Below are 12,906 nucleotides of genomic sequence, written 5' to 3'. Positions count from 1 at the left end.
GGGCTGGGCCGACGGCGGAGGTGGTCGAGGCAGTCGCGTGTTATCGCCCGACCCTCGACGAACCGCGCGTGACTGCCTACCTTCCCCCGGTGCCGCCCCGCGTCTCACCAGTCCCGTCCGACGACAGCGCCGCGCTGCCCGACCATTTCGCAAAATGGTTCGCGGCGCGCGGCTGGGCGCCGCGCGCGCATCAGCTCGCGCTGCTCGACAAGGCGCGGGCCAACCGGTCGGCACTGCTGATCGCCCCGACCGGTGCCGGCAAGACGCTCGCCGGGTTCCTGCCAACCTTGGTGGAATTGGGCTCGGCCTCTGCGTCGAATGACCGATCTGCTCGCGCCAAACAATCCGCTCTCTCCTCTCCCTCCCCCCTTGTGGGGGAGGGGCGGGGAGGGGGGCCTCCGGCGGAAGTATCGATGAGTCCCGCGCCTTCCCGCCGGTACGCCTCGCACGAATCCGGCGAGTCCACTGCCGCGGATCCCGATCCTTCGTCTTCGCGAGTAGCAGGAACCAACCCGGCAGCTGCAAAGGTGATTTCAACGGGGCGATCCGTCGTTCGCTCCACCGGCCTGCACACGCTCTACATCTCGCCGCTCAAGGCGCTCGCGGTCGACATCGCGCGCAATCTCGAGGCGCCGATCTCCGAGATGGGCCTGCCGATCAAGGTCGAGACCCGCACCGGCGACACGCCGGTGTCGCGCCGGCAGCGGCAGCGCCGCTATCCGCCGGACATTTTGCTGACCACACCCGAGCAGATGGCGCTGCTGCTGTCGTCGGACGATGCGCCGTTCCTGTTTTCCTCGCTGAAGCGCGTCGTGCTCGACGAGCTGCACGCGCTGGTCACCTCCAAGCGCGGCGATCTCTTGTCGCTCGCGCTGGCACGGCTGTGGCGGCTCGCGCCGGACATGCGCATGATCGGCCTGTCGGCGACGGTCGCCGAGCCCGAGCAGCTCGCGCGCTTCCTGGTGCCGCAACCGCGCGGCGGCATCGCTGCGGCCGATGTCGTGGTCGCCGGCGGCGCCGCACCGCCGGTGGTCGAGATGCTCGACACCCAGGAGCGGTTGCCATGGGCCGGCCACAGCGCGCGCCACGCGCTGGCCGAGATGTACGAGCTGATCAAGAAGAACAAGACCACGCTCGTGTTCGTCAACACCCGCAGCCAGGCCGAGATGCTGTTCCAGGAATTCTGGCGCATCAACGACGACAACCTCGCCATCGCCCTGCATCACGGCTCGCTCGACGTCGCGCAGCGCCGCAAGGTCGAGGACGCGATGTCGGCCGGCCGGCTGCGCGGCGTCGTCTGCACCTCCTCGCTCGATCTCGGTGTGGACTGGGGCGACGTCGACCTCGTCATCAATGTCGGTGCGCCCAAGGGCTGCTCGCGGCTGATGCAGCGCATCGGCCGCGCCAATCACCGGCTCGACGAGGCCTCGCGCGCGGTGCTGGTGCCGGCCAACCGCTTCGAGGTGCTGGAATGCTCGGTGGCGATCGACGCCATCGCCGACAATGCGCAGGACACGCCGCCGCTGCGCATCGGCGCGCTCGACGTGCTGGCTCAGCACGTGCTCGGCTGCGCCTGCGCCGAGCCGTTTCTCAGCGACGAACTCTATGCGGAGGTGATCACCACCGCGCCCTATGCGTCGCTGTCGCGGGCCGATTTCGACGACGTCGTCGACTTCGTCGCCACCGGCGGCTACGCGCTGAAGACCTATGAGCGGTTCGCGCGCATCAAGCAGGATGCGAAGGGCCGCTGGCGCGTCGCCAATCCCAAGGTGCGGCAGAGCTATCGCTTGAACGTCGGCACCATCGTGGAAGAAGCGATGCTGAAGGTGCGGCTGGTGCGCGCGCGCGGCGGCGGCACGGGAGCGACCGGCGCGATCGCGCGCGGCGGCCGGCTGCTCGGCGAGATCGAGGAGGCGTTCATCGAAGGCCTCACGCTCGGCGACACTTTCGTGTTCAGCGGCGAGATCGTGCGCTACGAGGCGCTGGCCGAGGACCAGGTCTATGTCAGCAGGGCCAACGACTCCGATCCGAAGGTGCCGTCCTATATGGGCGGCAAGTTTCCGCTGTCGACCTATCTCGCCGAGCGCGTGCGCGGCCTGCTCGACGACCGCACGGCCTGGAGCGCGTTGCCGGAGCAGGTGCGCGACTGGCTGTCGTTGCAGAAGGACGTGTCGCGCATCCCGGCCCGGCGCGAGCTGCTCGTCGAGACCTTTCCGCGCTCCAACAAGCACTACATCGTCTGCTATCCGTTCGAAGGCCGGCTCGCGCATCAGACGCTCGGCATGCTGCTGACGCGCCGGCTCGAGCGGGCGCGCGCCCGGCCGCTCGGCTTCGTCGCCAATGAATATGCGCTTGCGGTGTGGGGGCTCGGCGACATGTCGCTGATGGTCAAACAGGGGCGGCTCGACCTCGCCAAGCTGTTCGACCCGGATATGCTCGGCGACGATCTCGAAGCCTGGCTCGCCGAATCCGCACTGATGAAGCGCACGTTCCGCTCCTGCGCCATCATCTCCGGCCTGATCGCGCGGCGGTCGACGACCGAGGAGAAGACCCGCCGCCAGGTGCTGTTCTCGACCGATCTGGTCTACGACGTGCTGCGCCGGCATCAGCCCGATCACATGCTGTTGCGCGCGGCGCGCGCCGATGCCGCCACCGGCCTGCTCGATCTGAAGCGACTCGGTGATATGCTCCAGCGCATCGAGGGACGAATCACCCATCGGGAACTCGATCGCGTCTCGCCGCTGGCGGTGCCGGTGATGCTGGAAATCGGCCGCGAATCCGTCTATGGCGAGGCCGCCGACGAGCTTCTGGCCGAGGCTGCCGAGGAACTCGTGAAGGAAGCGATGGGGTAGAAGCGAGGCGGACTTGCGGGGGACTTTCTGTGCATCGGGCATGATGGACGTCGCCGGCGCCGCGCTGCGCGTCGATCTCTCCGGCGCGCTGGTGTGGGACGAGCAGCGCCTGCTCGTCGTCTCCGATCTGCATCTTGAAAAGGGCTCGAGCTACGCCTCGCGCGGCACGCTGCTGCCGCCGTTCGATACCGTCGCGACCCTCAATCGCCTCACAGCCGTGATCGCCCACTACAATCCGCGTATCGTGATCGCGCTCGGCGACAGTTTTCACGATCGCGACGCGCATACGCGTCTCACCGGCGACGATCGCGCCTGCATCGCCAACCTCCAGGTTGGCCGCGACTGGGTCTGGATCACGGGCAACCACGATCCGGCGCCGCGCGGCATTGGCGGCGAGGTGGTCGACGCGATCACGATCGGCGCGATCAGCTTCCGCCACGAGCCGACCGGCGCGCGCGGCGAGATCGCCGGCCATCTGCATCCCAAGGCGCGGGTGGCGACGCGGGCGCGCACTTTGGAGCGGCGCTGCTTCGTTTCCGACGGCGAGCGCGCCGTGATGCCGGCGTTCGGCGCCTATGCCGGCGGGTTGAGCGTGCGCGACGCAGCCTTCGCCAGGCTGTTTCCCAAGCGTGCCTTCATCGCGCATGTGCTGGGCGATACCAGGCTGCACAGCATCGCCGCGGCGCGGTGTTATTAGTTCAGTGAATGGTCGGCAGTTGGATGAATTCGGGTTGCACTGATCATACCCGCAAGGAACTCCGCTGCGCCCTCTCCCCCGCGTGCGGGGGAGAGTTGGAGAGGGGGCGTCACGCGCAGCGCTGCTGGAGCGGCCCCCTCCCTAGCCCTCCCCCGCAAGCGGGAGAGGGGACGCACCGCCGTCGTGGCGGCAGAGTGGCAGGAGGGGTAGACAGATGCTCGTCACGCCGCCTTCGTCTGCACCTTCTCGCAGAACTCGGCCAGCCGGTCCGCGAGCCGCAGCGTCGCCGGGCTAGCGTCGGGCGAGGCGACCAGCGCGACCTCGGTGCGGTCGATCGGCGCAAAGCCTTCGCGGGCCGTCAGCACGCGGTGCTCCGCCTGCACCGACATCTCGGACAGGATGCTCAGTCCCATGCCGGCGGCGACCGCGGCCTGGATGCCGGCGAGGCTCGACGATGTGTAGGCCATGTGCCAGGCGCGTCCCTCGCTCTCCAGCGCATGGATCGCGCGGGTGCGATAGATGCAGCCGAGCGGGAAGCCGATCAGCGGCAGCGAGCGGGCATCGAGGCTGACCGGATGGCTCTTGCTGGTCACCCAATAGACCTGCTCCGGCCATGCCGCGATCGCCGCGTGTGAGTCGTCGGCGCCGCGCTTGAGCAGCGCCAGATCGAGGTCGCCGCGCTCGATGTCGCGCTTGAGGTTGAGGCTCTGGTCGGCACGCACGTCGAGCCGCAGATCGGGATGGGCGCGCGAGAACGCCGCGAGCAGTTTTGCGAGGCGGTAGGCGGCAAAGTCTTCGGGGATGCCGAGCTTGACCGCGCCGGCCGGACCCGGCCGCGCGACGACGTCGCGGGCCTCCTCGGCGAGCGCTAGCAGGCGGCGGGCGTAGGACAACAGCCGCTCGCCGGCCTCGGTCGGTATGACCGCGCGGCCGTCGCGGTTGAGCAAGGTCTGGCCAAGGTCGTCCTCGAGCCGCCGGATCTGCTGACTGATGGTCGACTGCGTACGGTGGACGCGCTCGCCCGCGCGGGTGAAACCGCCCGCCTCGACCACCGAGACGAAGCTGCGCAACAGGTCCAGATCGAGCATTCCTGGCCTCCATTTGGAAAACCACTGAGTTTCAGTCTATCATTTAATTTCCAGATGGGAAAGAACAGCCCTACATCGAGGACGAAGGAGATCCCCGATGTCGTCCCTATCCTCCGTTGCGGTGACCCCCGTGAAGTCGAACCTGCTGCCGCTCGAGATCGGCCTGTTCTGCCTGCTGTGGAGCTTTGCCTTCGTCGCCGGCAAGATCGGCGTCACCTATTGTCCGCCGCTCCTGCTGCTCGCGGCGCGGTTCTCGCTCGCCGGCGTGCTCATTCTCGCGGTGCCGGCCCTCCGGGGCGAGCTGCGCATGAGCTGGCGCGATGCGGCGGTGTTCGCGATCATCGGCATCGCCAACAACGCACTCTATCTCGGCCTCGGCTACACCGGCTTGCAGACGGTGTCGGCGGGACTCGGCGGCCTGATCGTCTCGGCCAATCCGGTGTTCACCGCGGTGTTCGCCGCGCTGCTGCTCGGCGAGCCGCTGACCCTGCGCAAGATCGCGGGCCTCGCGCTCGGCATCATCGGCGTCGCCATGATCGTCTGGCACCGCATGTCCGTCGGCACCGACCACCTCGAAGGCATCCTCTATACGCTGGCGGCGCTGGCCTCGATCGTCACCGGCACCATCCTCTTCAAGCAGCTCGCGCCGAAGGGCAGCCTGTGGGTCGGCAACGGCATCCAGAATCTCTCCGCCGGGCTGGTGCTCTGGCCGGTGGCGCTGGGCGTGTCGCACGTGGGCGAGATCGTGCTGAATGCGCAACTGATCGGTGCGTTCGCCTTCCTGGTGCTCGGCGGCTCGATCCTCGCCTACGTGCTCTGGTTCCATCTCCTGAAGGTATGCGGTGCGACCGCCGCCAGCGCCTATCACTTCGTGATGCCGCCGCTGGCGATGATCTTCGCCTTCGTGGTGCTCGGCGAGCACGTGGCGCTGCAGGATCTGCTCGGCGTCATACCCGTCGCGCTCGGGATCTATCTGGTCACGCGGGCGCCGGCCCGCACGGTGGGAGCACAAGCATGAGCGTTGCGATCACCCTGATCGGCGGCCCGACCGCCCTGATCGAAATCGACGGCTTCCGCCTGCTGACCGATCCGACCTTCGACGATCCCGGCACATATCAGCTGTCGCACGTCACCCTGGAGAAGCTCTCGCGACCGGCGCTGACGGCAGATGCGGTCGGCGACGTCGACGCGGTGCTGCTCAGCCATGATCAGCATTCCGACAATCTCGATCATGGCGGACGGGCCTTCCTGTCCCGTGCGCGGCGCGTGCTGACCACCGAGATCGGTGCAACACGGCTCGGTGCGTCAGCCGAAGGGCTCGCGCCCTGGAGCGAAACCGAGCTGACGAAGGATGGCAGGTCGTTGAAGGTTGCGGCGACCCCGGCGCGCCACGGTCCGGCCGGCATCGAGCCGCTCGCGGGCGATGTCATCGGATTCGTGCTGCAGTCGAAAGAGTCCGCGCCGATCTATGTCAGCGGCGACACCGTGTTCTACGACGGCGTCGCCGAGGTGGCGCGGCGCTTTCGTGCGGGAATCGTGCTGCCGTTTGCTGGCGCGGCGCAGACGCGCGGGCCGTTCCACCTGACCATGGACACCAACGACACGATCGAGACGGCCCGGGTGTTTTCCGACGCGCTGATCGTTCCCGTCCACACCGATGGCTGGGCACATTTCCGGCAGAGCGCGCAGGACCTGCGCAACACGTTCGACGTACTCGGCTTCGGGGCGCGGCTGAAGCTGCTGGAGCCAGGTGTGCGGACGGTGATCGAACGCTGACCTCGCACAGCGACTAATCCCTTCGGAACACGATCGACGCCATCCATCCCGTCATCAGCGCCATCGCGGCGGTGACCAGGCCATAGACGAAGCCGTTCTGCTTGGCGGAGGCCGCGACGAACTGCTCGAAGCCGACCTTGACGATCTCGAACGCAGTCTCGGTCTTGGTGACCAGCGCGCCGTCGGCGAGCAGCTTGATCTCGACCTCGTAGGTGCCGATCGGGACCGCAGCGGGCAACGGGATTCCGGTGCGGAACAGCGTCGGCGTGAGGAAGGTCACCGCGGACGTATCCTCGCGGTACAGGCCGTGCTGCGACTGCAGCCGCACGAAGGCGCTGCGGAACGCGTCGTTCGGGACGACATCGGCATAGTCGGGACCGACGCGCTGCGTCAGCAGCACGTTGTTGAGTCCGAGCTGCTGCCGGCGCAGCACCTCGGGCGCGGCCATCGCATCGAAGGGGCGGTTGGCGAACAGCGCCAGATAGCCGGGCACTTTCAGGAACTGGCGGGAGTCGGTGTTGATCCAGATGCCGAACTTTCGTTCCTTGCGTCGCGTCACCATGTCGGCCCGCGGTCCGCGGACGGTGACGACGAGGTCATAGGCGGTGCGGCCCGGCGGCGTCTGGATGTCCTTCTCGACCGAGCCGAACAGCACCAGCTCCTCGCCGGAATAGTTCGGCGTCACCGTCACGCGATGGTTGGAGACCGAGACGATCAGGCGCTCGGCGCGTGCGGATGCGGCGCCGGCCAGCAGCAGCATGACGATAAGGCTGGCGAGGCGGAGCGGCGTCATTGGCTGATCTCGGTCTCGCGGATCGTGAACAGGTCGTCGGGCTTGATCACGAGCTCGATCGCGAACCGGATGCCGACGGCGAGGATCAGCAGGCCGAGCAGCAGCCTAAGCTGCTCGCCGCGGATCATCTGGCCGGCGCGGGCCCCGAACTGCGCGCCCGTGACGCCGCCGACCATCAGGATCAGCGCCAGAACGGCGTCGACCAGATGATTGCTCATCGCGTGCAGCATGGTCGCGATCATCATGGTCGCGAGCGTCAGGACCATCGAGGTGCCGATGACGGTCGAGGTCGGCACACGCAGCAGGTAGATCAGCAGGGGCACCAGAATGAAGCCGCCGCCGATGCCCATCACGGCGCCGAGGAAGCCGATGATCAGGCCGATGCCGATCACCGGAATGACGGAGACGTAGATCTTCGAGCGCTTGAAGCGCATCTTCAGCGGCAGGCCATGGATCCAGACATGGCTGCCCGGACGCCGCACGGTCGCGACCGCGCCCTGGCGCGCGCGCATCATCGCGCGCAGTCCTTCCCAGAACATCGTGCCGCCGACGCTCGTCAGCAGCGCGACATAGGACAGCGCGATCATCAGATCGAGTTGGCCGAGCGACCGCAACAGAGTGAAGGTGGCGACGCCGAGCCCCGTGCCGAGCGCGCCGCCGATCATCAATACCGCGGCCAGCGAGGGATCGATGGCGCGCCGCCGCCAATAGGACAGCGCGCCGGAGAACGACGAGGCGGCGATGTGGCTGGAGACCGAGGCGACCGCAACTGCTGGGGTGATGCCGACGAAGATCAGGAGCGGCGTCATCAGGAACCCGCCGCCGATGCCGAACATGCCGGAGACGAAGCCGACGGCCGCGCCCATCGCCAGCAACAGGAAGATGTTGACCGGGATGTCGGCGATCGGAAGATAAATCTGCATCCGCGCGGCCTCTGCCATCCTTCGAGCGAGCATCCCGCGCATGCCATGCAGGACGCCAAGCTCCTGCATAACCGAAAATCGCAGCGAAGGGATCAGTCATTCCCGCCCGAAGTCACATCCGCCGACGCCGAGCGTGGGGTTCTGAGGGCTCGGTCAAAGGGCCTTGAGCTGCGCGGTCACCAGCCTCATGGCCTCGGCGTCGCTCGGATCGAGCCAGCGGATGTCGCGGGTCTGCGACATCGCCTCGATGACCTGCGACGATACGCCCATGCGCGTCATGTAGCCGAGGATGGCACCGGTGACGCGCTGGGTGTCGGCGACCGCGTCGGCGCCGCGGGCCTCCGACGTGAAGCGGTGCACGCCGAGCGCCGAACCATCGAGGCCGTAGCGGGTCTGCCCGCCGGCAAAGGCGAACACGCAGGCGCTGGCGCAGAATCCCGGACGGATGCGGCCGCCATTGTCGGCCACGCCGACGGCGGTCGCGAGTCCGTGGGCGCGGATGATCTCGCCCATCAGCACCCCCTGGTCGAGGTTGCCACCGGGCGAGGACAGCAGGATCACGTCACCCGGCTTGAGACGGGCCTCGCTGATCCGCTCACGCAGCCAGCCGGCCGCCGCTGGTCCGATGGGGCCGCTGACGGCGAGCACGGCGCGCCTGTCGCCCAGCCCGGCAAGGACGGGGTCGGCGACCAGCGCCGCCGACAGACTTGGCGAAATGTACTGATCCTTCCAGAACGACCAGGCGTCAGGCCGCGACAGGTCGCGGTAGGCGCGAATGCCCCCGCCGAGCACGATTGCAACGAAGAAGATGACGGAAGCCAGCCGGCGCCATCGGAACGCCGCAGGATAGCCGTCGGTCACGTGCTGCATTCGTTGGCGAGGAGGCGACGCAGCGGCGACGTTCGCCGTGGTCCGCGGCGGCACGCGGGGCCCCGTCGGCGACTGCAGGAAGCGCGCGCCGTCCTGTTGTTCGTTCCCCGCTGACACCTGTCGATGCTCCTCGCGGCGCTCGTGATGATCCGCCGCGACAACCTATATCGATCGACCGCGCGACACTATGGCGGCGCGATCGCAAGCCGGGAGGATTTTTTTGGGCTGCGCGCGAGCGCTCGTCCATGTCGAGAGTGGGGCGCTATACCCGTGTCAGCGCGGCGCCGTCGCCGCCGCGCGCTTCGCCAGGGCCGCCTTGGCGGCGGCAGCCTTCGCGATCGCCTGCGTGCCATCCCAGCCGCCGGCGGGCGCCGGCACGTTCACGGCGTCGTCGGGCTGCGGTTCGACCGTGAAGGTCTGGATCGCGAGCTTGGCCGCGGCGAGCGACTGGACATCGAGCCGCTTGGCGACATCGTCGCGCTTGCGCCCTGCGTCGACGTCACCCTGCGCTGCGGCCAGGGTGAACCATTTGTAGGATTCGGCGAGGTTCTGTTCGACGCCGATGCCACGGGCATAGAGAATGCCGAGGTTGAACTGGCTATCGGCGACGCCGCGCTCGGCGGCCTTGCGGAACCATTGCGAGGCGCTCTTGTAGTTCGCGCCCTTGCCGCCGCCGTCGGCGTCCAGCACGGCGAGATTGTGCATCGCCTTGGCATTGCCGCGCTCGGCGGCGACCACGTAGTAGCGGCGGGCGATATCGGCGTCCTTCTTCACGCCGAGGCCCTTCTCGTAGAAGGTGCCGAGACGGAAGACCGCCGGGATCAGCCCGGCCTGCGCCGCGCGGTCATACCACTTCGCGGCTTCCTCATAGTTCGCCGCGACACCCTTGCCCTCGGCAAAGCGCACGCCGACTTCGTAGGCGGCGGTCGGATCACCCTTCAAGGCGGCATTGCGCAGCGCCAGTCCGCCGATGGCATCGGGCAGCTTCTCGGAGGCGGGCACCTGCACCAAACCGAGCTTCTGGCCGTTGGCAGCGGTGGGGATCGTGCCGGTGACGTCAGTAGGGACGGCAGCGGGTAAGGTGGCTGGCTTTTCGACGTCCTGCGGGATCGCGAGCATCGCGATCGTCTCCGCTTCGCTCGGCATGGCCCGATTGTAGGACTGACGGTCGAGCGGCGTCGGCGAGGTCAACGACGGCGCGCTCTGGTCGGGCGTCGTCGGCCGCGGCGACAGGCTCGGCGAGGCCGACGGCATCTGCGCGCGCGGCGCCTCGCCCTGAGTCTCCATCGGAGAGATCGGCGGCGGCGTGCTGCCGCTGTCGAGCAGCGACATCGCGAATTTGAAGGTGCCGAGCACGATCACCACGACGCTTGCACCGACCAGGAGCGAACGGATCTTCGACCCGATGGTCGAGACCTCTTCGTCGCCCTCGGCGGTGAGAGCGAACGTCGGCTTGTCCTTGGGTTTGGCCTTGGGCTTGACAGCGTCGCTGGCGACGTCCTTGGGGAGGTCTTTCGGCGGCTCCTTGGCCTTGTCCTTCGGCTTGTCCTTCTTCGCCTTCTTGGCGTCTACAGGCTGTGCGGCCGCCGCGGCCTGCGCCGCGCGGCGCGCAGCCGCGATGAAGCTCGATGTCGACACCGGCTCCCGCTTGCCGGCGGGAAGCTCGCTCAGGGCATCCTCGGACGCGGCGATCCGCTCGGCGGGCGATGCGGTCCGGCCAGGCGGACGGGTGCCGGGTTCGAGCGGATGATCCGGTGGCAGCTCGGGGACGATGACGGTCGGGCGGGGCGCCTGTGCTGCGTGCGGCTCCAGGATGTCGGCGATCGCCTTCGGCGGAATCGGCGGCGGCATGGCAGCCGATGGCGCCTGCGCGGCGTGGAAGTCGCGCGAGGCCGCTGCGAACGCCTGTTGACCCGCGGCCGGAGCGACAATCTGTCCCGCTGGCTCCTCGGCCGCCGGATTGGGCAGCTCCGGGCGGTAGGCAGGCTCTGGCCTGGCCGGCTCGGCATAGGCCTGGGGCGCCGTCGCGCGTGCGGCCGGCATCGGCGACTCGATTGGCGGCGCCAGCGGCGGCAGCGCGGCCGGCGGGCTCGCGGTGGCGCGCACATTGCGCAGGTCGCCTTCGATCATGGCGAGGCGGTCGACGACGTGCCCCAGCGTGTTGTGGACGGCCTCGAGCGAGTCCTGGGTGTTGCGGTCGGTCTCGGTCTGGCTGAAGCGGATGTCGGACAGCTCGCGCTTGACCATGTCGATCAGGCCGCCGTCCTGCGACGTTTCGCGCTGCGACCGGCTCTCCGCCAGCGCTGCGAAGGTCGCCTGCTGCCGTTCGAGATAGCGCAGGATGTCCTGCAGGCCATCCTCGACCCGGGTCATGTTGCCGCCGCGCGGGTCGTTGGCGGCTTCGAGCCGCTCCAGCAGGTAGCTGATCCGCTGTTCGAGATGCGTGATCGCCGATGAGCCGTCGCTGCCGACCTGCAGGCGGTCGATCCGGTCGGACAGGCCGCGCAGCGCGTCCTCGATCTGGGCGGTGTTGTCGGGCGCGGCCGCCGGCGGCTCGCGGCTCTCCAGGGTCGAGGTCAGCGCGGCGATGCGCTGTTCGAGCGCCGCAAACGACTCGTGGAACGAGTCGTGATTGTCGCGCGCCTGCGTGACCTGGTCGACCTTCGACGACAGCTGGCGGAGATCGTCCGACAGCCGTTCCAGCGCGTCGTTGGAGGCGACATTGGCGACGATCGCACGCAGCGCCGCGATGGCGCTTTCGAGCTGCTGCACGGTGCCGGGGTCGTCATTGGCGCGCAGGATCAGGTCGAGCTTGGCGCCGAGATTGCGGATCGCCTCGTCATAGACGGCGAGCTGCTCGGCAGGCTTCAGCGAGCCGACGACCTCGCGGATGTCGGTCAGCGCGCGCTCGATGCCGGCCAGAGCCTGGCCGTCGACGCCGGTGTTGCGGTTCTCGTCGATGCGGCGCGACAGCGAGCGGATCTCGTTCTCGATCGACTCGATCGCGCGGCGCGGCATCGCCTCGGTAATGGCGTGACGGATCTCGGAGAGCTCGTTGCGGAAGCCGGCGATCGACTGCTCGATGCCGTCCTCGGGGCGATGCAGCGCCTCGATCTGGCTCGTGATGTTCAGCAGATGGCGTTCGAGCAGCGAGAAATCGGGAGTGGGTGCCGCCGGTTGCGGCGGCGTCAGCGGCGCGCTGATCGGGGTCATCAGCGGCGCTGCTGCGGATGCCATGGCAGGCGCGGTCGGCGGCGCCTGGTGCGGCGGCAGCGGGCGCGCATTGTCGAGCTCGCTCTGGCGGGCGCTGATTTCGGCGACGGCCACGTCGAACGAGCCTGCGCTGAGCGCCTGGGCCGGCCGGTAGAGCTGTGCGGCGGCGCGCTCGACGCCGTCAGGACCACGATAGCGGTCCTCGGTGTCCGGCTTGCGCAGCGGCGTCGAGATCTGTGACAGGCGGGCGTCGAGCCGCGAGATCGCGTCGTTGAGCTGGCGCGCGACGCCCTGCTCGTCGCGCGGCGCATCCTTGCGCGCGACGGGGCGCGACATCTGCTCGATCTGCCGTGCGATGGAGTCGAGCCGCTGATGGATGTCGGTCACCTCGCGGGCATCGCGGCTGACGGTCGGTGTGCTGCGTGGCGCGGGGCTGCCGCGGAAATCGGGCGGGGCCGATGCGCCGAGCGTGGAGTTGATCCAGTCGTTCAGCGTCATGCCGGCGCGTTGCGCCGCGGCCTCGGCCCTTTCACGGACGGACGGGTCGATGCCTTCATTACTCCACGGTACGCGCGAATTCATGTCTCGTCCGGTTCCGCTTCCAGCGCTCCACCAAGCGCCTCCAGCCTCCCCACGCGTCCCGGACATGAACATGAACGGGTCCGCGCAGATCGTCTGCTCCAGGTCCCGACTT

Annotated in this window: 9 protein-coding genes; 4 read left to right on the top strand and 5 right to left on the bottom strand. The window is 68.5% G+C overall.

Annotated elements, in window-relative coordinates:
* The first annotated feature begins 89 nt into the window (after positions 1-89).
* Complete coding sequence (locus tag ACQR10_RS25965; RefSeq protein ID WP_316218231.1) at positions 90-2,852, top strand: ligase-associated DNA damage response DEXH box helicase; 2,763 nt, start codon at positions 90-92, stop codon at positions 2,850-2,852.
* 43 nt (positions 2,853-2,895) lie between these two features.
* The gene (gene pdeM / locus ACQR10_RS25960) at positions 2,896-3,549 is read left to right on the top strand and encodes a ligase-associated DNA damage response endonuclease PdeM (RefSeq protein WP_316218232.1); all 654 of its coding nucleotides are present in this window, start codon (positions 2,896-2,898) and stop codon (positions 3,547-3,549) included.
* A gap of 221 nt (positions 3,550-3,770) precedes the next feature.
* On the opposite strand, the gene ACQR10_RS25955 is transcribed toward pdeM, so the two are convergent.
* Positions 3,771-4,637: a LysR family transcriptional regulator gene (locus ACQR10_RS25955; RefSeq protein WP_316218175.1), complete on the bottom strand. Its 867-nt coding sequence runs from the start codon at positions 4,635-4,637 to the stop codon at positions 3,771-3,773.
* A gap of 97 nt (positions 4,638-4,734) precedes the next feature.
* Here ACQR10_RS25955 and ACQR10_RS25950 point away from each other — a divergent pair, with 97 nt between their 5' ends.
* Entirely contained in the window at positions 4,735-5,655 is a 921-nt protein-coding gene (locus tag ACQR10_RS25950) for a DMT family transporter (RefSeq protein WP_316218176.1), read from the top strand.
* Complete coding sequence (locus ACQR10_RS25945; RefSeq protein WP_316218177.1) at positions 5,652-6,413, top strand: MBL fold metallo-hydrolase; 762 nt, start codon at positions 5,652-5,654, stop codon at positions 6,411-6,413. Before ACQR10_RS25950 ends, ACQR10_RS25945 begins: the two co-directional genes overlap by 4 nt.
* A 13-nt stretch (positions 6,414-6,426) precedes the next feature.
* On the opposite strand, the gene ACQR10_RS25940 is transcribed toward ACQR10_RS25945, so the two are convergent.
* The 4 genes from ACQR10_RS25940 to ACQR10_RS25925 all read right to left on the bottom strand — a co-directional run bounded on the left by ACQR10_RS25940 (position 6,427) and on the right by ACQR10_RS25925 (position 12,794).
* On the bottom strand, positions 6,427-7,206 hold the full coding sequence (locus ACQR10_RS25940) for a TIGR02186 family protein (RefSeq protein WP_315801558.1): 780 nt from the start codon (positions 7,204-7,206) through the stop codon (positions 6,427-6,429).
* Complete coding sequence (locus ACQR10_RS25935) at positions 7,203-8,129, bottom strand: sulfite exporter TauE/SafE family protein (RefSeq protein WP_315801557.1); 927 nt, start codon at positions 8,127-8,129, stop codon at positions 7,203-7,205. Before ACQR10_RS25935 ends, ACQR10_RS25940 begins: the two co-directional genes overlap by 4 nt.
* Positions 8,130-8,282: 153 nt before the next feature.
* Positions 8,283-9,116 carry a hypothetical protein gene (locus tag ACQR10_RS25930; protein ID WP_316218178.1) on the bottom strand — a complete coding sequence of 278 codons (834 nt, stop codon included), beginning with the start codon at positions 9,114-9,116 and terminating at the stop codon, positions 8,283-8,285.
* A 156-nt stretch (positions 9,117-9,272) separates the two neighbouring features.
* Positions 9,273-12,794, bottom strand: coding sequence for a hypothetical protein (locus ACQR10_RS25925; RefSeq protein WP_316218179.1), 3,522 nt, complete (start codon positions 12,792-12,794; stop codon positions 9,273-9,275).
* Positions 12,795-12,906: the final 112 nt, after the last annotated feature.

The sequence above is a fragment of the Bradyrhizobium sp. HKCCYLRH2060 genome (genome assembly GCF_051168135.1).
Lineage (GTDB): Bacteria > Pseudomonadota > Alphaproteobacteria > Rhizobiales > Xanthobacteraceae > Bradyrhizobium.
Note: the sequence above shows the minus strand (reverse complement) of the source record. Positions and strands in the feature narration are given on the sequence as shown.